The sequence below is a fragment of the Dellaglioa sp. CoH-56-MRSF-10 genome, assembly GCF_056782175.1.
Window position 1 is genome coordinate 319,063 of sequence record NZ_JBXAYF010000001.1, and the last position, 26,654, is coordinate 345,716.

Below are 26,654 nucleotides of genomic sequence, written 5' to 3' on the forward strand. Positions count from 1 at the left end.
GTCTTTAGTAGTATTTAAACGATTTGTAGAGTAATCTAACTCATTAATTTTAAAAAAACGAGGGAATTAAAATGGTAGAACAAGTCAGAAAAAAGAAAGTTGAATTACCTGAATTATTTTATGATTTAGTCTTTGCATACGCAATTTCACAAGCTACGGATTTACTTCATCATTTTCAAGTAAGCACATCAAGTATGATTAGTGCATTTATTATCTTTTCAGTGGTAATGGTCGTTTTTATTAACACATGGATGATTAAGAGTGTTTTTATTAATCGATATAGAAAAAACTCGATGACTGATATTATTCTTTTTATGATTGATATGGCAATTTTACTTTATATGTCCAATGCTTTTGAGGGGGATATCCATAATTGGTTCCAACCATTTGCAATTGCAACAGGGCTATTATCCACAGTATTAGTTGTTCAATATGGCACGGTATACCTGACAGCTGCTAAAAAGGATGATAAAAAAATTGCTAAACTAATGATGTTGATTGTTGCAACAAGAACATTACTCGTATTTATTGGCTCCTTTTTGCCACTAAACATAGGCATTGCGGTATTCTTGCTGGGTATTGCAGTGAGTTGGATATTACCAGCTCTTGGTGGTTCAGTTTTGAAACTCCACCCACTTAATTTTCCACATATATTAGAGCGTCTAACACTATTAACAATTATTACATTTGGAGAAAGTATTCTCGGTATTGCCTCGTATTTCACCGTTAAAACATTTAATTTTTATTCAATTTTAATATTCATGATTATCGGTGCACTTTTTATGACCTATATTACTCAAATGGATCATTATATTGATGAAAATCGTTCGGGTGAAACAGGTATTCGATTAATTTATATTCATTACTTTGTCTTGTTTGGCTTAAGTTTAGTCACTATTTCGTTAGGTTTTATTAGTGAAATCGAAATACCTAAAAACTTTTCAGTACTATGTCTATATTTAGGTATATCGTTATTTTATTTAGGGTTATTCTTAACCAGTCCGTATAATAAAAAATACTTACGATTGGGTAATGTGGTCATTGGATTCTTTACAACGACAACTATAGTGGGTGTAATATTAAGCTTAATATTTAACAATTTTCCAGAAATTGTGAGTATAACGGTATTAGTGACCATTGCGAACTCTGCAATGTATGTACACTATATGATTAAACGAACGAAACAGAATCAAAGTTATGACATTAAAAACTGAAAACTAGCTGATAAACCTAATTTGGGTTTATCAGCTAGTTTTTTAATTGAAGAATCATTTTTACAGTGTTTATGATTAAAATTGTATATTTAGTAGCAGTATGATTAGAAGGATATAAATGAGAATGATGATAGCAACCAATAGCATTAAAAGGATTGATAATAAGCAGTAAAAAAAATTTTTCTGAAAGAAGGGTAAGTTGAGAATAGAATCTGTAACAGCAGAAAGTCCTAAACCAGCTAAAGATAAGCCGACAATTCCATTTAAAAAGGCAATCCATGGGCCCAATATACAGAGTGCGATACCGATTCTCATTAGCCACTTCACTTGATTGTTATCAGTTTTAAATATTTTTTTCATTGATAGGACCACCCTTCATAATGATATGAATTAATATTTATTTTAATATACTACAAAATTAATTTGATGTAATCTTATCTGTCTTCTTACTGGTTAAATTGATAAGATCGTTTAAAATAGACAAAGATAAAACGAGGTGTTATTATCAATTTGAAAAAAATAATAGCTTTAGTTAGGATATGAAAATGAAAAAATATAAAGATTATATGAATGAAACCCTTTCTGTTCTTGGTAGCCTATCTTTATGTTTAATAATCTTGTCATTCTTTATTAAAGATAGTTTAGTCAGTTCGATTTTTTATGATGTTAGGATTTATCTGTTAGGCATATTCTTATTGAGACCAATTGTACAATACTTTAAAGCAAAAAATAAATAGCCTTACAATGAACTTTTTGGCAGTTCTACAGAGTAAAGCTATTATTAATAATCCACTTAATCGACAATGTTGTCTTACTGACATTGTCGATTTTTTTGGATAAAATAATATATCGTTTGACATTATACTATGTAACGTATAGTATTGATTTTGAAAGGAGTGAGTTGATGAATATACAGATGAAAAAAGGGTTATTAGAATTTTGCGTGTTAGCGACGCTGAGGACATCAGATTCTTATGGTTACCAAATTATTAAAGACACCTCAAGCGTGATTGAACTTTCAGATTCAACTCTTTATCCCATTTTGAAACGACTAGAAAAACAAGGCGCTATTGAGAGTTACAGTGTTGAACACAATGGTCGATTGCGAAAATATTATCACATAACTGAGGCGGGATTAGTAGATATTCAAGAATTTTTAGATGATTGGCAACAGGTAATAAACGTTTACGATTACATAAAGGGAGTGTAACGATGAGTAAGAGAAAATTTATTGTAGAGCTAGAAGAAGAACTTAAACATTATCAAGCGGCAGACATTGATAATACACTTGATTATTATGACGAGATGATTGATGACCGTTTAGAAGCGGGCGAATCTGTGACAGATATTATTCTAAGTTTAGAAAATCCAAGTCAAATTGCGATACGTTTGATTCAAAATGACCGACCAAAAATACAAAAAAAGTTATCGACACCAATAATCGTTTTGATTGTCATTTTACTTATCCTAGGAGCACCTGTATGGGGACCGCTATTGCTGACGGCTGCTATTCTAATTGCCACAGTTTATTTTTTAATATGGTTAGTACCAATGATTGCAGGCGTAATCGCTACCTCATTTATTATCAGTGGCGTGATTAGTTTAGGACTATCGCCATTTGATATGTTTAATCAAGGTTTTAACGTTGGATTGATGCAATTTGGGGTAAGTTTTGTAATTGTAGGTGTTGGTATTTTATTCATCGCAATGACCTGGTATTCAACGAAATATTTAATTAAATATTCGATTAGTCTGACACGCTGGTTAATTCGTTTATTCAGAAGACAATTGAAGGAGGTCGCTTAAAATGATTGAATATATAAGACGTAATTGGTTGAAAATTAGTTTATTTCTGATCTGGTTTGGCGCTATAGTCATGTTTACTAGTTACGCATTATCAGGTTTTGATTTGTCAGTATTTAAATATGAGGGTGAACATAGTTGGTTCCGAACGTTTTATTTCTAAATGACCACGTCTGATTTAATAAATGTGGTAAGTTAGAATTACGGTAGTATAAAAGGGCATTAAAATCCATTTTTAATAGGATTTCGATGCCCTTTTATTTTTTTGGAAAGACGATTAAATAGTGCAAGCCGTAAACGTTTACATAAGATTGTTGTGATGTTACAATTAATTTGTGCCGGGGGCGGCATATTATTTAATAGGTTATTACTTACAAGGGGGCATGACAAATGAAAAAGGGGCTAACTATCGCAACAACAATGATAACGTTGTTCACGCAATTACCATTATCTTCTGTGTTTGCGCAGGACCTTAATCCAACGACAGAAACGTCATCTTCAAAAGCAGCTACGGCGTCAACTGCTAAAAAAGCGACAAAAGCAGAGACAGGTATGACTCGTACTGGAGATACAAATACGGATCTTACAGTTGAAGCACAGAAAGATACGATTGAAGCTGGCCAATTGGCTAATTTTAATTTATATTTTAAAATTTCAGGTAAGAACACCTCATTTACCAATGCCGATATAAAGGTTACGTTACCAAGTAATTTAAATGAAAATATGACATTTACGCAAGATTTATCAGAACTTAAAATTGCGGGCGTCACACCAATTTATGATAAAGATAAAGGTGTATTGAATTATCATTTTGATACGCTTAATGCAAGAACAGCAAATAAAGTAATTATAAAAATAGGAACAGCAAATGGCGCAATTATGCCTAATACAAAATTAGACACAGCAGCAACATTTACTGGAACGGATCAGAATGGCGAAAATAAAAGCTATGATTCTAAAACTTCAATTAATATAACAGCAAATAATAATTATGCTATGACAAATAAAGTTACTAGTATTGAAGGACAAACATATAATAATCCTAATCGTGGCGATATTGTAAACTATGGTGTAGGGGTTAGTGCGCCGAAAAAGGAATTAGGCGCACTGTATGTTAAAGAAGGTTCTAAAGTTAACGTGACCTATAAATTAGGCGCTGGAATAGACTACTATGGTGTAAAAGATGGCGCACAAGAACCGAGTGTCAGTACAGATGGTAGAACATTAACCTGGGAATATACAGCACCAAGTTACGCTGAACAAAAAGCAGCTGTGACTGATTTCTTTGAAAAAAATGTGACTATCCAAGCAAAAGTAACTGACAAGGCTGCCTATTATTCACAGATAACGAATACAGTGAGTTCAACAGCAACTTTCCTTGATGGTAGTGTAAATAGTACAGCACCAATTAAATCAACGGTTATGGTTATGCCCAATGATCCTAAGGAAGTTCCAATTCCAATTCCTGGTGGATCAGCATTTCCAACTAATCATTTAGGACCAAAAGATGGAAACGGTGGCGTGGCATCAGCTACATTAATTGACCCGGATGTGACAGTTAACGATGATGCTTATCTAAGTTATGGATTAACATTATCCTCACAAAATGCGACATCACCTTATATTGGATTTTCTTATTATAATATTTATTATGATGTGGATACGCATTTAAATCTTGATAGTTTTACAACGGGTAATTTTTATTACATGCCAAACAATAATTTACCAACTTTTTCACCAACAAAAGCTAAAGTACCATTTGCTATGTTGGTAAAATACGAAACAGATGGAAAAGTTGATGATAACTGGACATTACTCAATATGGATATGAAGACTAACGCCAATTACACACGTGCTCAGTTAGGTATTCCGGATGGGAAAAAAGTGGCTAATATTTGGCTGTGGTTCCATGATGAGAAGATAACAAAAGTTCCAGCAAATAGAGACATAGCTGCATCTGCAACCTATGATCCAGAAAGTAAAAAAACCGTTAAAATGGCTCCAGCTGGATTGTATAATAGCGGGATGAAAGTTAACGCAACGATTGATAAAGGATTCACTGGTCAAATAACTAATAAAATGGATATGACTTTCTATGGCGTTCAGGCACCTGATGAAACAGGTTTTGAAGCAGCTCGATATGTTGATTACACATCTAACCCATGGGCAGAGGCATTTAAGGGTGAAAATGGTCAGGTTTATACAGATCGAATTGCGCCTCGTCACGTTGAAGTCGCAGCAAAAACAACCGGTGAAACAAAAGTTGTTAAAGCTTCAGTTAGTTTACTAAATACAGTCGGAAGTACAGTTAATGAAGGTGAAAATACTGTCTTAACTTCAATAGAAAATAATAAGGCATCAATTTCACCTTTATCAGGACCTTATCTGAGTTATGTGCTATTACCAACAGGTGTAACGTTCAAAGAAAGCGTTGCTTCAACGAACTATAGCGCTGAATTATATGATAAGGATTACAAAGGTACTGGAAGACAACTCGTTAAAGTAACAATGAATGGCGACAAATTAGTAGCCGGTAAATTCCTTAATGGTCAATTTAAAATTAATATTTCAAAAGATGCGACACCTAATATGACATTTAACATGACAGGAACAATTGGTGATACTGATTATACAGCTGTGAAACCGACAGGTGATGAACCACTTTTAACGGATACAGTAAAATCTGTTGATACAGATGATATTGATAAAGATGGTAAAACAGACACACCAATTATTAAAACAGGTAATTCATATGTGTTAAATCAAGAATCAAATATTGATGTTGATGCAAGTATTAAAGGTGATAAAGATGATAAGTTTGGCGATTTAGGTAATGTTACAGTCGGCAAAAAAGCCACTTATCAAGCAACATTAACAAATAATACAGATGATAAAATTACATCAATGCAGTTCTTAGATGTTTTACCATCTGTCGGAGATTCAAATATTACCGATGGTGCAGCACGTAATTCGGCTTATGAAATGAAATTAGATGGGGCCATTACTTTACCAAGTGCATGGGAAAATAAGATGACTGTTTTATATAGTACATCTAAAAATCCTAAACGTGCCGGTATATTAGATAAGAATACAAATTATCCAGCAGGAACGGCTAAAATTGTTGACCCAACTGGGGCTGAAGATGCAACTTGGGTAACAGCTGATAAAGTAGCTGATTGGTCAACCATTCATTCATACAAAATTACGCTTAATGACGGAGTTGAATGGGCCCAAGGTAAGGGAGTTACATTATCATTTGATCTAGTTGCGCCTAAAGAATCTGAAATTTCAGATTCAACATTAATTAGTAATAAACCAGCTGAAACAACGAAAGTGTCACGCGCTGTTCAAGAAACACGTGGTGCTTACAACAGTTTTGGTATCGCAATTAACAAGTTGCAAGTTGTTGAAACTGGTGCAATAGGCACACAATTAATTCGTGCTAGCGCTGATGTTACTGCAAATTATGTAGATGTAGATGGTAATAAACTTGCTGATGATGTTGTCCAAAGTGGGTACTTCGATGATCCATATACGACAACTCAAAAAGAGATTTCAGGTTACGACTTTGTAAAAGTAGAAGGTAACGTTTCTGGTAAGTTTGGGGCTGATGCAGTAACAGTTAACTATGTTTATAAGAAAACTTCTGCACCAGTGACTGTTAAATATGTCGATGAAAATGGTAAATCGGTAGCTGATTCAAAAGAACTTACTGGTGATTTTGGTGATGTTTATACATCAGATGCTGCTGTTATTTCAGGATGGACATTGAAAGAAACACCAAGTAACGCAAGTGGTAAGTTTACTGCTGATAAACAAACAGTCACATATGTCTACGAAAGAGCGGATGCGGCTGACGTTACAGTTAAGTATGTCGATGCAGATGGAAAAGAATTAGCAACATCAGATGTACTTTCAGGAAAAGTATCAAATCCATACAGTACAACTGCTAAAAATATTTCAGGATGGACGTTGAAAGAAACACCAACGAATGCAAGTGGGACATTTACAGAGACCGCACAAACAGTCACATATGTGTATGAAAAAGCGGATGCAGCTGATATCACGGTTAAATACGTTGATGTAGACGGAAATGAATTAGCTAAATCAGATGTGCTTTCAGGAAAAGTATCAAATCCATATAGTACAACCGCTAAAAATATTTCAGGATGGACATTAAAAGAAATACCTGAAAACGCAACGGGAGTATTTACGGATAAAGCTCAGACAGTTAAGTATGTGTATGAAAAAGCAGATGCTGTCCCTGTTACAGTTAGATATGTTGATGGAAGTGGGAATGATTTAACTAAAGCTGATACGCTTTCAGGAAAAGTTGGGGATGCTTATACAACTGATGCCAAAGTATTATCAGGTTGGACGTTAAAAGAAGTACCAAAGAATGCACAAGGAATATTCACAGATGCTGCACAAACGGTTACGTATGTGTATGAAAAAGCAGATGCAGCTGATGTGACGGTCAAATATGTAGATGGAAAAGGTAACGAGTTAGCAACATCAGATGTTTTATCTGGTAAAATTGACGCTGACTACAAGACAACCGCTAAGGAATTAGTAGGTTGGACGTTAAAAGAAACGCCAAGTAACGCCAACGGAACATTTACGGATAAAGCCCAAACAGTTACGTATGTGTATGAAAAAACAGATGCTGAAGCTGTAACAGTTAAGTATGTAGATGAAAAAGGCAACGAGCTAGCAACACCAGATAATCTTTCTGGTAAATTAGGAGATTCATACAAGACAACTGCTAAACGTATTGCAGGTTGGAATGTTAAAACGACTCCTAAAAATGCAGAAGGAACATTTACAGATAAGACTCAAACAGTTACGTATGTTTATACGAGATCAGCTGCTAAAGATGTCACTGTAAAATATGTTGATAAAGATGGTAATGAATTATCAGCTTCAGTAACATTCTCTGGTAAGATTGGTGACGCATATACATCTAAAGAGAAACAACTTTCAGGTTGGATGTTGAAAGAGGCGCCAAGTAATGCTAAAGGTATCTTCACGGATACGGCACAAACAGTCACGTATGTTTATGTTAAAGATGAAGATAAAACAGTAGTGACACCGCCGGTAACACCACCAACAGATAATTCAAAAGGAAATACAACAACAGAAACGTTGACGGATGTTCCTGAAGGAAACACTCACTCAAATACAGTAAGCAAAGCAAATAATACAAAGAGTGATACAGGAAATCTTCCTCAAACAAATGAGGCAACAAGTCTTTTGGTAACGTTATTAGGTGCTGCATTACTCGCAACATCAGTTATCTTTATGATAGGTAGAAAAAAATCAAAAAAGGCTAAAAAGTAAAATTCTAAGATTATAGAATGAGTAGAAGAAGTCTTAAGACCCCTATGTCAACGAGTGTTGGTGGGTAAATTTTGGAAAGACCAATTCATTTTCGAATTGGTCTTTCTTTTTTTATTTTCAAAGAGAATTCAAACATAATTCGGTCGTGTAAATGTTGCCAACACCAATAAATGGTATCAAAATGAAGAATAATGTTAACGCGGGAATTATTCTTAAAAATTGTAACCTGTTACGCTTAAGGATAGTCAATATACTTAAGCGGATTCAATTAATGCTTTTTGGTTGACTGTGACGTAACGAGATAGTCTATGTTGATAATATACCGCAAGTACTAATTATTGAGGCTGTTGATGAAGCTTATGCCACTTCAAAAAAAGTCAATTAAAAAAAGATCAGCAGGTTTTTATCATGATGGGGGGTTCAGTAGAGACCTTGAAAAGGTATTCAAACTGGGAGATATTCAAGAGGCACATCGCTATGGCATGAAATCTGACCAATTTATAAATAAGGAGAAAAAATGATTAATACAAATAACAAATTAAATGAAGAGATTATTGCACTAGAAAAGGGTGCGTTGGATAAGTGGTTCAAAGGGGACACTTCGGGTTACCTAAATATTTGGTCACAAAAACAGTTTTCGTATTTTGACGGTGCTGTTAAAAGACGTGTTGATAGTTATGAAGACATAAAAGAATCAGTTTTAGCTAATGTTGAAGGAAAACTATTTGCTGACAGTTACGATTTTGAATATCCACGAGTGCAAGCAGTCGATGATATGGCTGTTTTAACATATCAACTATATGCAAAAACGACGTTGATTGATATGCAATACAATTGTATTGAAGTTTATCAAAAAGAAGAAGATGGCTGGAAAGTAATCCACTCAACTTGGTCATTTATTCGACCAATGGATATGGATTTTGGTAAAGCTAAAAGTATTGTTTAAAAAGGTGAAGTTAACCTTTATTCACGATATACTGAAACAGTTCTCTTAACTATTTTGAAGGCACAAAATATACACAATTAGTGATTTACAAAAGAATGCCGACAAAATAGAGTTTGCTTCGCATTGACCTTGATGTTGCGAAAAAGTTTTACAAGAATAATTATTAATACAAATCGGAATAATCAGTCAGATAACATAAATAATTTAAATTGGAGTAGATAGAAATGACGACACATAAAGTACACAGTTGGTTAGGCGTTCCCTATGCCAAAGCTGAAAGATTTGCTGAACCAGAGTTGGTTCCTTTTGATGAAACAAAGCAGTATGTTAAGTATGGACCAGCACCTTTGCAGGCTGGCGATACAAGTTGGCTGGGAGCCGTTAGCGGACTTAGCGAAGATTGTCTAAACCTTAATATTTGGGCCCCTGAAGACATGGGGGAGGAACCATTACCAGTTGTTGTTTATATTTTTGGTGGTGGCTGGGTGTTAGGATCAAATACACAAGCAGTTTCTGACGTATCAGGACTAGCTAGTACTGGTCGTGTGATAGGCGTTTCTATTAATTATCGCCTTGGACCGTTTGGTTGGTTATCACTAGCACAGTATGGTGGTAAATTAAAAGATGCAACTAACCTTGGTCTTAAAGATATAATAACGGCTCTTAAATGGATTCAAAAAAATATTGCTTATTTTGGCGGTGATGCTAATAATGTCACAGTTACGGGACATAGTGCAGGTGCTTTTTCATCATTAGAACTATTATCAGCGCCTAGTGCTGACAATCTTTATCATCATTTAGCAGCTTTTTCTGGTATGCCTTCTCGATTAGTGCCTCAATGGGTGGCGCAAGAGCGTGCTCTAAAAGTGTTAAAACATTTTGACTGTGTTAATAATCCAGAGCACTTATTACAGGTCGATGCTTATGAATTAGCTGAAGCAATGAATGCAACTCAATCACCTGATCCGGGTACTCCACATGGCATTGACAATGATGTGATAGCTGTTACTGACGATAGTCAACTAATAAATGGGGTTATAGCTGATCACCCGATGCATGTTCTTGAATCTGGGAAACACAAAGATGTAGATATTCTATTTAGTAGTACCACAGAAGAAACTTTTTATTGGGTCTTAAATCGGACAAAAGATTTTGATCCAGTGACCCTTGACAGGCTTACAGAGCAATTTGCCCACAGTATGCGTATTCCTTTATCTAGAGCCCAGCAAGTAATCAATTCCTTTGCTGATGATACTTTGAAGCCTGTAGAGGTAAGGGGATTATTATTAACGCATTTATCCTTTACATTACCTCAAATTCGTGGAGCAGTGGCTCATGCTAATGCAGGTGGAACATCACATGTGTTAGTTGTTGCACCTGTCAAAGGAGCGGAAGTCGCTGTCCATGGAACAGAGATGTACGGCATTGTTGGACAGATTAGCCCTAATGCCAGTCAAGAACAAATTGATCGGGACAATTATATTAAAGACACGTTATTAGATATGGCGGAAGGTCATTCCGATCTTACTTGGGACGCTGTTAAAGTAGATAAAATAAGTGCTAAAGGAATTGGAAACATGCCTTATAATGCTACAGAACATAGTTTGGATATTCTTGAAATATTTAAAGGAATAGACCGTCCTTAATAGTTTATAGCAAAAAGTGGAGGTCAATTCATTGTTGGCTAGCTGACTCAAATTGGTGTTTTTTGGAGATAACAAGTATGACAACAGTTTAAAGATGTGTTGGCTTCTCGCTTCCGCAGACGACCGAAAGCTAAAACTAGCGGTGATTGTTTTTGATAGCAAGACATAATTTTTTGACCTTTTAAATTTTGTTCGGATTAATTATAGATTTTGCATTTCTGAATAATTGGTGGAGAAAACTATATATTATTGTGAAACATTTGAGGATTTTCTTGGACTTAGAACGAATAAAGGGAGATACAAGGACTTGGACCGAAAAACATTTATTTCTAAAGACGTTATTTATGTAATGATAGCCACTTTTTTCTATCAATTTAGTATTCAGTCGGTAAATCCGTTAATCAGTGGCTATGTTACACATTTAGGTATTACTAGTACTCTAGCAGGTTTAATTGTTGGTATTATGAGTATTACTTCATTATTTTTAAGACCTATTGCTGGAAATCTTACCGATAAAATATCAAAATATGGGTTAACATTTATTGGTGGTATTCTATGTGCCATTAGTGATTTTGGATATATGTTTTCTTTTAATACTGCTTGGTTATTCTTTTTTAGAGTCATTAATGGGGTTGGTTTTGTCTTATGCACTGTATGCTTGGCAACCTGGTTGGCTTTCTTGGTGCCGCGCCAACGTGTTGGTGCGGCGATGGGGTATTATGGGTTGGTAAACGCTCTTTCTATGGCAGTTGCCCCAGTTTTGTCACTTGAGATATATCAAAAAGTAGGGTATAAAATGATTTTTCTTTTGGCCGCTGTCAGTGCGATTGCCGTGGTAATCACAATTCAGTTTATTGATAATCGAGCCATGCCATCTTTCGTTCGTAAGGAAGCGACACATTTTAAGCTGATTCAACGAAGTGCATTACCAGTTGCATCAATTTTTGCTTTAATTTCTATTCCATATTTTGCGGTCCAGGCTGACATTGTAATGTATGTTCGAGCAAGTAATCTAAATATTACTGTTAGCTTATTTTTTGTAATTTATTCAATTGTTTTGATTTTTAGTCGAATTTTATTAAAAAACTATTTTGACAGTATTCCCTTTGGTGTTTGGTTTTATATCTGTATGATTGTGACTGTGGGCTATCTTTTTTTCTTAACCATAATGCATAACAATTTAGAGATGGCGTTAGCTGCGGCTTTGATGGCCATTGGGTTTGGAACAATGGTTTCTGTTTGCCAGTCTACAGCTCTATTATTAGCGCCTTTGCAAGAACAGGGGCTGGCTACTGCAACTTACTATTTGGGGAGTGACATAGGAATGTCTTTAGGACCAATTCTAGGTGGCATTATTACAAATATTTTACCAATAAAATTACTTTTTCCAGTTATGATTTTAATTGTTCCAGTAGCTTTTAGTATCTATTTTTTTAATCATAAGAATTTGAACAGTGCGATTAGACATGATTAGTACTAGGAAAAATGTGATGAACTTAATTTGAATAGTCTCGGAAACTTTCAAGTTTTCAAAAAAAGAAGGCTCGTAATGCGAGCCTTCTTTTTTATACATATATATTAAAGAAAATGATGTTGTTTGTGTGTCTGTTACGGCGCCAATTTAAGCGATCATTTATAAATGTTTAGTTGTCAAAGCCAAGGATGCTTATCCGCATCATGATAAGCATATTTCGATGAAGTATATGATGCATTTACATTTGATAACAACGTATGATGAGCAAGCATTTACCTTAGAGAAATTAAAAAAACATGGCGCGACCTCTATCAGAGGACCACGTCATGTGCCGGATGATTTAGTAGCGTTGTTGAAGTAGATAACTAATTAGTTTATTATCACATTGATACTTTAGAATCTCTGTTTAGAGATGTTTTTGCCAACTAAGCACGCGATTTTGCATTCCTTTGAGATCTAAGATACCGTTTGCAAATCCTTTACGAATTAATTCTTCTGGTACATATTCATCATATTTTTCAAAAACAGGCACTTCTTTTTCATATACCAATGCCAAAGGATCAAAATCGGTAGCTGCTTCTTCTGCTACGATTTTATAAAATTCTGCTTCACTGACAGACATGGTAAATTGTAGGTAATATGGTCGTGATGAATTCATGCCTTTCAACCCAAGACGTTTACCACAACGGATTTTCAGAAACCGCTCAAGCGCAAGGAACGCGTAACTGCCAAGCCATGGAAACAATGCCCACATTTTGCCACCAAGATGAACCAGTGGACGATTAGCCATTTCTGCCTTTTTAAACGTTTCTCTGGCTTCTGCTAGACGGCCTCTAGCTTGTGGCATTAAGTAGGAATAGTCTTTTTGCTCTGCAAGGACATCGTGCATACGTTCTAGGATTCTGGTGTGAATATCCCCAGCGACATCTCCAAAGTAGGCTGGTTTGTTACCTTTAACGAGCGTACAGTATACCTCACGACGTTTGTGATCAACTTCATCGACAACCCATACACGTCCTGCTATGGCAATCTTGTCACTGACTGGTGGTGGCTTGACAATTGTACCTAACTCTTCTGATCCTGCACGGACTGTATATTCGATGTTTTCTTGAAAGACCCCATAAAATTTGTAGTTGTTAACAATACGTTCACCAGCAAGACCAACAATTACACCGCCATTTTCGGTACGATTGATATGATCGATTGTGATCAGATGACGCAGTAAAGTTCCGAAGTCCTCTTGATTAATTCGATGAAAAGCAGAAAGCGTTAGGACGCGTGAAGCAAGTTCAGCAAGTGTCATTTCGCCAGATGATGCCAATGTACTCATTGTTTGGTGATAAAGCAGGGAAAAAGGCAATTTGTCTGTTTTGGGTGGTTCTACAAAACGTTCTTCGATATATAATTGTACGAGAGCGATACCCTGAATAAGGTACCAGGGCACCAAATCTGGTAGCATAGCACGAGCTTCTGGGTGGTCTTCGCGCATAACAAACCACATTTCAGAAGGGTCACCTCTTCTGCCGGTTCTGCCCATACGCTGTAAAAATCCGGAAACCGTAAATGGTGCATCTAGCTGAAAGGCGCGTTCTAGTCTACCAATGTCGATACCAAGTTCTAGTGTTGCGGTGGCACAGACGCTCATGAGAGAATCAGCATCTTTCATGGCTTCTTCAGCACTTTCTCGATAGGCTGTTGAAAGGTTTCCGTGATGAATAAGAAAACGATCCGGTTCGTTGTTGACTTCACAGTACTGCCGTAAATTTTGACAGACTAATTCACACTCTTCTCGCGAGTTAGTAAAAATGAGGCATTTTTTGCCACGTGTATGTTCAAAAATATAGCCTATACCTGGATTTGCTGCCTTTGGAGCTTTATCTGTGGCAGGTTCTAAAGCAGAGGTAGGTGGGGCTGTTATCACGCTATTTATCGTCTCGTTAGCTTGTGGTTCTGAATTAAAAAAGTGTTCGATTGACAGTCGCCATACTTCTTTTCCACCGTCAAACTTTGGGATGATAGTTTCTCTGCCACTACCTGCGGCAAGAAATTTACCCGCTGCTTTTGGATTTCCGATTGTAGCTGATAATCCTATTCGTCTTGGATTACTGCCCGATAGTCGACAGAGGCGTTCAATTAGCGAAAAGGTTTGTCCACCACGATCCGAACGTAAAAGTGAATGTATCTCATCAATGACAATAAAGCGTAAATCACCAAAAAGGGCAGGGATTTCCATAGACTTGTTTATCATCAAAGCCTCTAAGGACTCCGGTGTAATTTGTAAAATACCGGCTGGTTTGCGTAGTAATTTTTGCTTTTGACTTCGAGGGGCATCCCCATGCCAACGTGTGACTGGAATATCAGCTTCTTCACAAAGCTCATTTAATCGACCAAATTGGTCATTGATCAAAGCCTTTAAGGGGGCAATATACAGTACTCCAACTGAGCTTGATGGTTGTTCATCAAGTAGGCTTAGAATAGGGAAAAAAGCAGCTTCCGTTTTCCCAGAAGCAGTAGATGCCGTTAAAAGAACATTCTTATCTGTGTTAAAAATGGCATCTCCGGCCGCATTTTGAACAGCGCGCAGGGTTCGCCAGCCAGACCGGTAAATGTAGTCTTGAATAAAAGGCGCATATCGGTTATATATATCCATGTGAATACCTCTCAAATTGTAAATTCAGAAAAATTGTCAGCCACTTTGTTAGAAACAGCCTCTGATTTGGCATAAGAAAACTCATCAGAATCAAATATTGTGTCAATGGATAGATTTGGATTTTGATATAAAATGTCTAATACCTCAATGAAATCACGGATAATCTCGCGTGGGGTAATATTTAAATCTGCTCCGATGCGTTCATATTCAATTCGGATAAAGGTGGCGAGGTTATCGTCTGTCATCTTTTTTTCATAACTATAGAGATCTGCATGCATAATAGCCAACTTTTCACATAGAATTAGCATCTCTTCAGCTGTTAATGGTTCTAACTTGATGACCGGGGCCAACAAATCTCTAGCGCCTGGTTTTGAAAACTTACCTTCAGCTAGACGAGAACGCAGGGCCTCATAACTATAAACACCGCGACGTTTATCTTCTATAGCTTGTGGAGTAGTTCCCATGATGATACCAAGATATTTAGCTTTACCTTGCAGTGTGTCATTGTACATCGTTAACAGTTTTTCATAATTATATTGACGCGTGATACTATTTGGAATCTTATAGATATTTACCAGCTCGTCAATCATAATTAGCATGCCAGAATAACCAGCTAATCTAAAGAAAGCAGCGAAAAGTTTTAAATATTCATACCAATTATCATCTGTAATAATAATATTAATATCTAAGTCCTTTTTGGCTTCACGTTTTAAAGCATATTCCCCACGGAACCAGCGGATGACTTTTGCTTTCAGTTCATCGTCGGCGTTGACATAGGCATGATAATAGGAAGAAAGTAATTTAGCAAATTCAAAGCCGTATACAAGTTCACTGACTGAGGAAGTGACTGTGTAAATATTTTGATCTACCATCGCAGTCAACCGAGGATCACCTGGGGTTAGGCCACTGTCGCTGGCTGCTTTTGTTTGAACGCTGCTAATCCAACGATCCAAAATTAAGTTAAGTGCACCACCTTCAGGTTTTGTTTTTGTAGATAGATTACTAATTAATTCGCGATAGGTTGCAAGACCTTGACCTTTTGATCCTTGAAGACGTCGTTCTGGTGATAAATCTGCATCGACAACAATAAAGCCACTGTTCATCACGTAATTACGAATCGTTTGCATCAGAAAACTTTTACCTGAGCCATATCTACCAACAACGAAGCGAAAAGATGCACCGCCTTCTGATATGATATCGACATCGTGTAAAAGTGCCTGAATTTCATTTTTTCTACCCACCGTAACGTAAGGTAGTCCAATTCTAGGGACAACACCACCCTTTAAGGAATTTAATACTGTTTGTGCAATGCGCTTTGGTACTTTTTGAGTTTGTTTTGTCATTTCATATTTCTCCTAATTATTTCAATTAAATCGTCCCGATAGTCTTCAATAAGAAAGATGGTATCGCCGTCACATTGTAGAGCTGAGTCGCCGATGTCATCAAAAAGCGTTTCATTTAACGTGTCGGTAATCACTTCAGGCATGCCATGCATATCACGGATCATGTCTGTGACAGATTCGCCTCGAACTAATAAGCTTAATAATTCTAACTGGGTCTTGCTTAGTGACAGCGTAGGCTCTGAATCAATAACAGGTATTTTTTCGAGGCCAGTCTGTTCAGTGGATGGCAATATGTTATTATGCTTTGGTAATACGTTTTCAGAAGTATCTTTTTCTTCGTCAGTTAACAAACTGTCTCGTGTTTCAAACGCATCGCTTCTAATTTTATCTAAATTTGAAAATTGAATGGTAACCTTAGGCTTATCTGCTTTCAAACGAGAATCACGGTCAGCTGCAATGACAGTTTTAACGTACGGTGCTGCCCAGGTTTCTGCATCTCGTGCTTTTAAAGGATAACCAGTTTTTAAATAAAGTCGTAACATACGATCTGTTTCACGCAAAAGACCATCTAACTTTTCTTGATGAAAGTTAAATTTTTGGTAACTCTGTTCGTACCACGCATTATCTTTGTAGGTATATTTTCGGATATCATTCAACTTGTATATAAGTGGCTGTTGTGGCGTTACTTGGTAATATACGGCGTTGCCTAGAGGGTACCAAAGATGAGAATGTATTGTGCCAAAGCACGCAGAAAATAAGTTATTATCCATTTTTATAGCTGTTCGCCACACTTGAGCGAATAACTGTGTGCCGTGTTTTTCATGTTTTTTAAGGACAGCTGATGCCAAAATTTTATGTCTTCCAAAAAGACAAAGCGCATCAAATACTGCTTTGTCTTCATGCTTTTCTGGATCACCTAAAATCATGATTGCATTATCTCTTTGTAATTTTTCGGTATCAGCGTACTGATACGTCGTGTCTGGTTCTATACCATTTATTACTGCTAGTTCAAACAACCATTTATGGCTGTTTAAGCGTATACGATTATCTCCAATACCGGAGTCCAGATAATTGATTTCAAATGCTTTTATTTTTTGTAGGCTGTCTATCACGGATGATGTGCCTATGCCATTAACCAACTCATACAAATATAGGTATGCAAGTGAGGTCGTGATTTTTTTATAAATGCCTTTTCGGATGTTTGTTCGCCAACTAAAATAGCCGCGTAATTGTTTCAAACCAAGATCATGGTAGGTTGTAAAGTAGCGGTGTATGTCGACATTGTAGGAGAAAACATCTTCGTAGTCGGCCATAAATTGTCCTTGGACATAAAAATTCCGGCATTTTTGCTTGAAAGAGTTATCACCGTAAGCATAGAGTTGGCTCATTTTTATCATTTTTTCAGGAATTTTATTTTCTTTGACATCAGAAGTCATTCCCTTAAACGTCAGAGGAACCGCGTGGTATTGTTGCTGTTGTATAGGTTCAGGTTCGGCGTTTAGAACAATCGTATTACCGCTTTGTTCGTTCTTTTCAAGTGCATTATCAAAAATACGATATATAACATCTGGGTCTGTGCTGTCGTCAAAATGGACGCCTAACCACTTCGGACCGCGCATTCGAAAAGGTGACGAAAGGTAAGACGGTAAAATATCAGTTGGTATTTCCTGTGCGTATTTGATGTCACAACGCTCGATATTATCACCAGAAGTAGCGTTTTTTTGACGCATCAAAACAGCCACCCATTTATTTGTGCTGGGATCTACCAACACCGAAAAACTAGGGAATTTAGGCCATTTGTATTGTTCGATAATATTATATTTTTCCTTGGCGTATAGTACTAATTCAGATAAATTCATGTTTTCACCAGAGTATTCTGTTATTTATAAGGTTGGTAGCCATACGTCCTAAATATTTACGCAAAGATAGGTGAATAAACAACTAGGACAGTTAAATTCATCAATAATTTTTGTTATTTAAAATGTATACTACCGTCAGTATATGATGTACCGTAGCGTCACAGTCAATATCATTTTCCTTTTCATATGATTTTAATATCTTTATGACAAAATTATTCAAATTATAGGTCTTGCGCAAATTTTGTATAATACAGGTATGGGACATACCTTTCACCGCTTTCAATTAGTTTTAGTCAACGAAATTGTAGAGCCAGTCTTAACGCCAAAAATGGGGTTAAGACTGCTTTTAATTTACCGCTAAAACCGCTATACTATTAGTATAAAATCAATAAGGAGTGTGTGGAAAATGACAAAAAGAGTTCAAGGTTCTTGTACATCAATTTTAGTTGGTAAAAATGCTTCAATCGACGGTTCAACAATGATTTCTCGAAATGATGATGGGCATGAAGCTTTAGATCCACAACGTTTTGTTGTTGTACAACCTGAAGATCAACCACGTAATTATCAATCTGTTATTAGTGGTGTAAAGGTAGAATTACCAGATAATCCAATGCGTTATACCTCAATTCCAAACTCACTTTTAACAAACGGAATTTGGCCTGCAGCGGGTATCAATAGTGATAATGTAACGATGTCTGCTACAGAAACAATTACAAGTAATCCACGTATTCAAGGGCTTGATCCTTATGCTGCTGGTGGAATTGGTGAAGAAGATCTTGTAACGCTCGTCTTACCATATATTCATAGTGCTAAAGAAGGGGTTGAACGTTTAGGCGATTTACTCTTAACACATGGCACATATGAACCAAATGGTATCGCATTTTCCGATAATGATAGTGTTTGGTGGCTTGAAACAATCGGTGGCCATCATTGGGCAGCTGTTCGTATTCCGGATGACGCTTATGTTGTTGCACCTAACCGTCGAAATATTGATATGTTTGATTTTGATTCAGAAGACACACTTTGTTCTGAAGATTTAAAAGTCTTAATTGATAATAATAAGTTAAATCCTGATTTTGAGGGTTACAATTTACGTCATATCTTTGGTAGTGCATCAATTAAAGATACGGTCTACAATAATCCCCGTACATGGTACGGTCAACAATATTTCAATCCTGAAATTATTCAAGATCCAATGGATCAAGACTTACCTTTCATTTGTCATGCAAATCGTAAAATTTCAATTGAAGATGTTAAATTTGTTTTGAGTGCACATTTTGAAAATACGGAATACGATCCTTATGGTAGTGCGCCAGAAGATATTAAAACACGATTCCGTCCAATTGGGATTAACCGTAATCATAATGTACATTTATTACAAGTTCGTAATGATGTACCTGATGAGATTGCTGGGATTCACTGGTTAGCTTATGGTGCAAATACGTTTAATACAATTGTGCCATTCTATGCGAACGTTAATGACACACCAGAATCATATAAAAATGCGACAGGTGAATTTGATTTAAATAATATGTATTGGCTCAGTTGTACAACTGCATTGTTGGGCGATACGAATTATGACTTCTACGTAGATATGCGAAATACATTTGAACTTGAAGCAATGAGTGCTTACCATGAAATTCAAAATGTTGCTGATAAGGCAGTTAGTTCACAAGCAAATATCACAGCATTTTTAGAAGAAATGAATAATAAGTTAGCTACAGAATCATTAAAACGTCAAACACAATTGTTAGGTGAAATGGTTATATCTGGTTCCGAACAAATGAAATTACGTTATAACTTAAACGATTAATTATAAACAAAATGAAAAGTTATCATTAAGTTGATAACTTTTTTTGTAACAATTATTTTAATTACTAGATTTAGGCAGCACTTTTGAGTAATATGGTACCATTTCATATGCTAGTAAAAATCAAATTTAGATCACTTAAATATGGTTTATATAATTCTTATTATAATGATAACAAGTATAATAATATGCTTTTTGCTAAAATTAACGTTTTTAAAAATCTTTAAGCTTTCTTTGATTTCACTTATTGTAAAATAAGATTCGTGATTGGAGAAAGTTAATGGTTAAAACGATAAGTCAGTTAATTCGAAAAAAACGTAAGGCACTTAGTCTAACAATTGAGCAGCTTGCTGAAAAGTCTAACGTTTCTATTAGTTTGATTTCTAGAATTGAACGAGGGGACGTTGCTAATATCAGTATTAATAAATTATCTGATATTGCCAGTGCGCTAGAATTGGAATTGTCAGACTTCTTTAGTAGGCAACAGTTTTCGGATATACCTACTTTAGAATTATTACAATATTTTAGTACGTTAACAGATGAGAAACGTGAGAAATTATCAAAATCAATTCTTAGAATTATTCAATTATAAATGATAATGATTAATAATGGATTATGTTATTTTTTTATAGAATGCACAATTTTTCTGTCTTTGTATTCTTTAGTTAAATTAATTTCAATTATTTTAGGTTTTAAATTTTTCGATAACTTTAAATTGGATAGTAATAAATTAGAATTGTCCATGGTAGATCGTCATCTTCAAATAATAGATCTTAACCAAGAAACTTTCCTGGTTAAGGGTTATTTTAGTAGGAAATTGAATTAATTTAACTTAGATGTCAAGTTAAATGATAGATAAGATATCGTTAGTATTTGGAGAGAAATTAGAATAAAAAATGACATGAAATAGGTTAAATGTTAACATAAAGAGGATAATAATTCTGGGGAATAAGTTATTTTTTAAGTATGGTATTGGGGATAAAAATTTAACTCAAAAAAATATTTATGTTAATGATTGGAAATACTCGGAGGTAAGCATTTGTACAAGAAAAACATTCTCGATAAACAAGAATGGCTAATTTGCGAAATTATTTAAATATTAGCTTTGAACGAAACTGGTTTATCAAGAAAACGATTACGTGAGCAATTAAATGTTTCTGAAACGGCTGTAAAAGTTGCTTTACAACAATTGGATAAAGATTTAAATTCCGGGGATGAACCCTACATGATTATTACAAAAAATAACGTCCAATTATTAGGTAAAGGCGAAATGAATTTTAATCAAACGATTTATCGGTATATAAAAAAATCGATAAATTATCAGATTTTAATGGCCTTTTATACTAAAGGTAATGCAAAAGTTGAGAATCTAGATACTAAATTAAATGTCAGTGAGGCTTCTATTTTTAGAAGGATTAAGCGATTAAATTCTCTTTTAGAAGAATTTCATGTGAAAATTTCTCATGGTGTGATGTTAGGTAACGAAAGTCAAATTCGCTTTTTTTATTATTCATTGTTTTTAGGAATTGATTTTAAATTCGAACAATCAAGTGAAAATGGCATTATTATGGCAGTCATCCAACGGTTTGAGGAATATTTTGATTTTAATGTGAATGATAGTAGTTTAGTTAGAGTAAAGCTTTGGTTAAAAGTAACAAGTCAACGAATGATGGTTAACGATCAAGATAATCGTAGTATTTCAGTTGTTTTAGAAGACATGATAAAAAATAATTCTTTGTTCGATAGCGTTGAAGAAGAATTTGGCGAAATTGTTAAAGAGTTTAAGCATAAAGTTGATATTCATTTTGAAAGTGCACTACTTTACGCTTGGACCACGGCTTTTGTGCCAGTACCATGGAGCACCTTTGTTGCCCATGATTTCGTGGCCGTTAATCGTAAAAATAATAATAAATTGCAACAAGCTGTTGAATTTTTAGAAAATGGCTTTGAGAATAGCTTAGGTATTCAGGTTGCTGGAGGCGATTTAAGTGAGTCTTTATATCCAATTTGTACAGAAGCCTTTTTATTTCACGGCGTTTTAAAATCTGCTAGTACAGATATGATGGAAGATTATCGCCTTAGAAAAGATAATGAGTTAGTTCTTAAAAATGTAAAAAATGCCATGAGTGCAATGATTGAAGAATCGAAGGGCGATCCCGAATGGTATGCCTTTTATTCAAGGTATGGTGACTCATTTATCAAGACGATTATGTCAATTTTTAATGCGCGTTTATTGGCAAAAGAAAAATTATTAACGGTAGGTGTGGATTTAAATACTGAGGAGCGCGTTAAGGAAATGTTTATGATGTACGCCAGTCGGGAATTAAATATTAATTTACGAGTCAACATAGATGTTTACGAGTCTACTAAGAATTATGATTTAGTTATTACAAATTTTATGAGCAAAAATTATTTGAATTCAGCACTGGAGACATATATTATCACTGGATTAGGGACGGATAGTGATGTACTTGGCGTTGAACAAGAATTAATAGAGATACTTAAAAAATATTATCATACTCAATGATAATATTTTTTTGATTTGAATTAGTTATAAGCCTAAAAAAAGAGTAGATTTCTCTACTCTAAATTAACTATATTATTAAATATTCAGATATCGTAAAGCAAGTTGACAGTAAGTCATATTTGCCCAAGAAAACCAGTCTCTAGTAAATTGACTTGGGTCATTAACGTTAATTCCTTCATGACATTGTAATGTGTCATCATCGGTTTGACTAATGATATCTAAATTATTTTGCATAATTTCCGGATTATTTGATGTTAATCCCTCCATCGCTAACGAAATCGGCCAAATATATTCCTTTGGTGTATGAGGACTGCCAATCCCTTTTAAATATTTTCCCGAGTAATAATAGGGATTTTGATCACTCAGAATAAATTTACGCGTTTTTTGGTAGATAGAGTCATCAGGTGAAATATAACCAATAAATGGGAGAGATAATAGACTAGGTACGTTAGCATCGTCCATTAAATTGATATTACCTAAGCCATCAACCTCATAGGCAAAAATAGTTTCATTAGAATTTGGAGCTGATACGATTCCAAAATTTTCAATTCCAGATTCAACTTCAGATCGGAGACGACTTATTCTTTTAAGTAGCTCGACTGGAGCTGGTTGTGTTTTAGATAAGGTAAGCAACTCATCTAGGACACAAATGATATAGCAATTACCTGGAATATGATAACCATATAAGCAGGCATCATCACTTGGGCGGAAACCACTCCAAACCATACCTGTATACCCAATTGGTGCACCTTTACCACCATGACTCAATGTGTCTGTTGAGGGACCATTAGAACGATTAAAAATATAATCGGAAGTTTCATGATGTTGTTCCGTAATAAAGGTATCCACAATTAACTTTACAGTTTGCCAAAAGTTACTGTCTAAATGTTTTGAATATCCAGATTTTTGATAAAGTTCTGATGCCAAATGGATAGGGGCGCATAATGAATCAATTTCAAATTTTCTCTCCCAAACGAGATCAGATATTGGAATATTTGATTTATCAACTGTGTAGTGTGCACCAGAACTAGTTTCGTTAAATGCATTTGCATAAGGATCATGTTTAATATAGGCAAGTTGTTGATTAATAACGCCATGGATGAGATATGTTATTTCTGGAATCTTATCTGTTAGTGAAAGATAAGGTAGTATCTGAAATGTCGAATCTCTGAGCCACATGGCAGGAATATCTCCTGTAGCAATGAATATATCTGAATCATTTTGTACTTTAACCGTATTTGTTAGTGTATCAATGAATACATTACGAAATAATGCAGTAGATTTTTTTGAAGAAAGTGAAATTGTTTCTGAATAATCCGTAACTTGTTTAATTAGTTTTTCTTGATTTATCATTTAAATACCTCAAATCGTAAGTTATCATAATTACTTATTTAATTGGAAAGATACCGTAAGTTCTAATTTCTCCTGGACCAAACGATAGTAAATCAACGGTGGTAACTTTTGAATTAATGAAATGGCTAACTTTACCATTTAAATCGAGTTCAGCAATGTTACAAGTAGTATTTAATGAGAGATTGCCAGGTTGATTGATAACGTTATCAGTTGGATTATAAAGACGAAGTTCAAATCCAGTTTTATCATCTGATATTGAAAAACTACTCATAATGACCTTTAAATTTTGAACGGACATAATTGAATTGTGATTAACGTTAGTCTTTGCTGGATTCATCATGAAATATTGTAAAGGTGTTGAGAAGCGATTTATTATTTGATCTTGATAGAAAAGTTCATTTTGACTTAATTGGCGATGCTTATTTTGAAGTTCAATAGGCTTGAAGTCAGCTTCAACAACTAGCCCACCTTCAAATATTAATTCTTTATTTAATTGACTATCCGGAGTTGATACAATTTTTGTTTGTAGACCTGAAGCATCTGAGGGACGGCGCATTAAGTCAGGACGTCCTAAGAAACCTACTCCTCTAAACAATGTAATCGCTAATTTATCAAAAGATTTATCAATTAATTGAAAATCTTTCGTACCTAAGGTTAGAAAAGACCAACTTACTTCTTTATTATGTGAATTAGCGAAATGAATCATTGGTCGCATACTTGTTGGTTCTTCCTTATAACCAATTTGTTCCCAGTCTTTAAGGTGTTTGTCTTCAGTAGGACGTTCAATGATACCAAATGGGGTATCTGCGAACGAGCTAACGACATTCGTTAATTGTGTATTTAAAATAAGTCGCATACGATGATCAAGAATAGTATTATCAATGTGCATCTTAAATTTAATAACGTTAGAATTTTTTGTTAATGTTAATGTTAATTGATAATTTAATCGACCAGTTTTAGTTTTTAGTGCACGCTCCTCTAAGTTGATTGGTAAGGTCCACGAACCAGTAATTGACATAATTTGATATAATTTTCCTGATTTAAATGTTATTGAATCAGATTTTGAAAAATCTAAAGTTAATAACCAATCTTTGAATGCAGGAGAGTAGTCATACGTATCACCCTCATCACCGCTATCTTCAATTGTCATAAAATTAGAATATGAGTGATTATCAAACTTTGTTTTAAGATTTAATTGCCCGTCATCAAAAGAAATTTTGTAGAAATCATTTTGAATATCAGTAGATACTTCTAATGTATTTACTGGGTTGTTTTCAGAGACGGACTGAATGCAGTAGCCAGTCCAATCTGTAGCTGATATGATCGTTTTAAAAGCAATTTTAGTAATATAATAAAAATCATCAGTCATTTCAGTTTGATCACGGCGTAAAACTGCTGCATTTTCTTCCTTTTGATAAATAATATCAAAAGGAACATCAATGCCGTCTATTGTTTTAAGATTAAAATTAGCAAAAGAAGTACTAACTTCGAATTCACGAATTTCATTAACTGGTAAAGGAAGTGGATTCCAAGCAAATAAATTTAATTGTTTTTTATCTGAAATAGAAATACTTAGTTTACGAAGTAGATAATCTTTGAGTGAAAGAGATAATTGATCTGCCACAATTCCACGATGTAAGATATCTTGATTTGTTTTATCACTGTTACAGCCACCGGAACTATCATGAGCTTGTCCACGGGCAATAGTCTTCCAAATATCATCAATTAAACCTTGCTTTTCAGATATACCCTGATGTGTAGCAATAGCCATTAAAGGCTCGACTTCATAAGTCATTCTCCGTTCTAATTTATCGTAAAGCTGTTTTAAATCGTAACGAGAAGAATAGATTCCTCGATGTATTTTAGAATCTGATGGATCAATGAATTCTCCATTAAATGATGGTAAATTGGACTCCTTAGCTAATGCATCAAAAAATTTTGGATACGTACTTTCTTGAATAACAGAATCAGATTGTAAAAGAACACTATTAGCAGTTGCAAGTCTATCTTTTAAATTATGATCGATAGCTCGCTGGTCGCCACCAATTGGTAAAACAAGATTGTCAGATGTAGTATTCGTTGAGATTTTCTCCGTTAAATCGAAAAAGTTATCATTTTCAACTAAATCTACACCTGCATAATAGCCATTTTTAATATTAGCAACTAAAACTTTGGAGGAGTCATTACTTGTCCAGTAAAAATAGCGGGAATCGTTTTCTGTAGGGAACCCACGCCAGAAAACGGTGCTATTAATACCAAATCCATTATATATTTTTGGCATATCTTGTCCTTGTCCAAATGAATCTGGGAGATACCCAACTTTCATTACGCCACCTAAATTGTCAGCTAGCTTTGATCCAATTCTGATATTGCGAACAATAGATTCTCCAGAAGTAACCATTTCATCAATTTGAGTATACCAAGGTCCAATGAGTAAACGACCCATAGAAACATATTTTTTGATAAGATCTTCTTTTTCTGGAGCTGTATTTAGATAATCATCAATAATTGACATCTGTCCATCTAATAGATAATAATCTAGTTCATTTTTAGATAATGCCTCAAAAGCTTCGTCCATATGGAAGGCAAATTGAATTCGAGCCTCTTGACGTGTAAAATACCATTCAAAATCCCAATGAGTATGTGCGATTGCATGAATCTGTTTCAAATGAAACACCCTTTCTTCTCT

Annotated in this window: 17 protein-coding genes; 11 read left to right on the forward strand and 6 right to left on the reverse strand. The window is 35.0% G+C overall.

The window, feature by feature from the left end:
• Positions 1-71: 71 nt before the first annotated feature.
• Positions 72-1,214 carry a low temperature requirement protein A gene (locus AC1RP4_RS01505; RefSeq protein WP_481760898.1) on the forward strand — a complete coding sequence of 381 codons (1,143 nt, stop codon included), beginning with the start codon at positions 72-74 and terminating at the stop codon, positions 1,212-1,214.
• Positions 1,215-1,289: 75 nt separating this feature from the next.
• Here AC1RP4_RS01505 and AC1RP4_RS01510 read toward each other — a convergent pair whose 3' ends face one another.
• Complete coding sequence (locus AC1RP4_RS01510; RefSeq protein ID WP_481760897.1) at positions 1,290-1,574, reverse strand: hypothetical protein; 285 nt, start codon at positions 1,572-1,574, stop codon at positions 1,290-1,292.
• A gap of 544 nt (positions 1,575-2,118) precedes the next feature.
• On the opposite strand from AC1RP4_RS01510, the gene AC1RP4_RS01515 reads away from it, so the two are divergent.
• From AC1RP4_RS01515 to AC1RP4_RS01545, 7 genes are all read left to right on the forward strand, one after another.
• Positions 2,119-2,424 (forward strand): PadR family transcriptional regulator, encoded by a 306-nt coding sequence (locus tag AC1RP4_RS01515; protein WP_409021630.1) that lies wholly within the window; start codon positions 2,119-2,121, stop codon positions 2,422-2,424.
• 2 nt (positions 2,425-2,426) lie between these two features.
• Positions 2,427-3,020 carry a DUF1700 domain-containing protein gene (locus AC1RP4_RS01520; protein ID WP_481760896.1) on the forward strand — a complete coding sequence of 198 codons (594 nt, stop codon included), beginning with the start codon at positions 2,427-2,429 and terminating at the stop codon, positions 3,018-3,020.
• A 387-nt stretch (positions 3,021-3,407) separates the two neighbouring features.
• Entirely contained in the window at positions 3,408-8,357 is a 4,950-nt protein-coding gene (locus tag AC1RP4_RS01525) for a MucBP domain-containing protein (protein ID WP_481760895.1), read from the forward strand.
• A 350-nt stretch (positions 8,358-8,707) separates the two neighbouring features.
• The gene (locus tag AC1RP4_RS01530; protein ID WP_481760894.1) at positions 8,708-8,878 is read left to right on the forward strand and encodes a hypothetical protein; all 171 of its coding nucleotides are present in this window, start codon (positions 8,708-8,710) and stop codon (positions 8,876-8,878) included.
• Positions 8,875-9,303: a nuclear transport factor 2 family protein gene (locus AC1RP4_RS01535; protein ID WP_481760893.1), complete on the forward strand. Its 429-nt coding sequence runs from the start codon at positions 8,875-8,877 to the stop codon at positions 9,301-9,303. The genes AC1RP4_RS01530 and AC1RP4_RS01535 overlap by 4 nt, the downstream gene beginning before the upstream one ends.
• Positions 9,304-9,527: 224 nt before the next feature.
• Positions 9,528-10,949 carry a carboxylesterase family protein gene (locus tag AC1RP4_RS01540; RefSeq protein ID WP_481760892.1) on the forward strand — a complete coding sequence of 474 codons (1,422 nt, stop codon included), beginning with the start codon at positions 9,528-9,530 and terminating at the stop codon, positions 10,947-10,949.
• A 349-nt stretch (positions 10,950-11,298) separates the two neighbouring features.
• Positions 11,299-12,423: an MFS transporter gene (locus AC1RP4_RS01545; protein ID WP_481761137.1), complete on the forward strand. Its 1,125-nt coding sequence runs from the start codon at positions 11,299-11,301 to the stop codon at positions 12,421-12,423.
• A gap of 406 nt (positions 12,424-12,829) precedes the next feature.
• Here the strand turns inward: AC1RP4_RS01545 and AC1RP4_RS01550 are convergent, their stop codons facing one another.
• Genes AC1RP4_RS01550 through AC1RP4_RS01560 form a run of 3 tightly spaced genes read right to left on the reverse strand, consistent with a single transcriptional unit; the run spans position 12,830 to position 18,275 of the window.
• On the reverse strand, positions 12,830-15,073 hold the full coding sequence (locus AC1RP4_RS01550) for a DEAD/DEAH box helicase (protein ID WP_481760891.1): 2,244 nt from the start codon (positions 15,071-15,073) through the stop codon (positions 12,830-12,832).
• An 11-nt stretch (positions 15,074-15,084) separates the two neighbouring features.
• Positions 15,085-16,416: an ATP-binding protein gene (locus AC1RP4_RS01555; RefSeq protein ID WP_481760890.1), complete on the reverse strand. Its 1,332-nt coding sequence runs from the start codon at positions 16,414-16,416 to the stop codon at positions 15,085-15,087.
• Entirely contained in the window at positions 16,413-18,275 is a 1,863-nt protein-coding gene (locus AC1RP4_RS01560) for a TerB N-terminal domain-containing protein (RefSeq protein ID WP_481760889.1), read from the reverse strand. Before AC1RP4_RS01560 ends, AC1RP4_RS01555 begins: the two co-directional genes overlap by 4 nt.
• A 406-nt stretch (positions 18,276-18,681) precedes the next feature.
• Between AC1RP4_RS01560 and AC1RP4_RS01565 the strand changes: the two genes are divergently transcribed.
• From AC1RP4_RS01565 to AC1RP4_RS01575, 3 genes are all read left to right on the forward strand, one after another.
• Positions 18,682-20,088, forward strand: coding sequence for a C69 family dipeptidase (locus AC1RP4_RS01565; protein WP_481760888.1), 1,407 nt, complete (start codon positions 18,682-18,684; stop codon positions 20,086-20,088).
• Between the two features lie 277 nt (positions 20,089-20,365).
• A complete protein-coding gene (locus AC1RP4_RS01570) occupies positions 20,366-20,677 on the forward strand; it encodes a helix-turn-helix domain-containing protein (protein WP_481760887.1) in 312 nt (103 codons plus the stop codon).
• 513 nt (positions 20,678-21,190) lie between these two features.
• Positions 21,191-22,612, forward strand: a complete 1,422-nt coding sequence (locus AC1RP4_RS01575) for an AcpB/EbpR/MafR family transcriptional regulator (RefSeq protein ID WP_481760886.1) — start codon at positions 21,191-21,193, stop codon at positions 22,610-22,612.
• A 75-nt stretch (positions 22,613-22,687) separates the two neighbouring features.
• Here AC1RP4_RS01575 and AC1RP4_RS01580 read toward each other — a convergent pair whose 3' ends face one another.
• Complete coding sequence (locus AC1RP4_RS01580) at positions 22,688-23,965, reverse strand: glycoside hydrolase family 125 protein (protein WP_481760885.1); 1,278 nt, start codon at positions 23,963-23,965, stop codon at positions 22,688-22,690.
• Between the two features lie 34 nt (positions 23,966-23,999).
• Positions 24,000-26,633 (reverse strand): glycoside hydrolase family 38 N-terminal domain-containing protein, encoded by a 2,634-nt coding sequence (locus AC1RP4_RS01585; RefSeq protein WP_481760884.1) that lies wholly within the window; start codon positions 26,631-26,633, stop codon positions 24,000-24,002.
• Between the last annotated feature and the right edge of the window lie 21 nt (positions 26,634-26,654).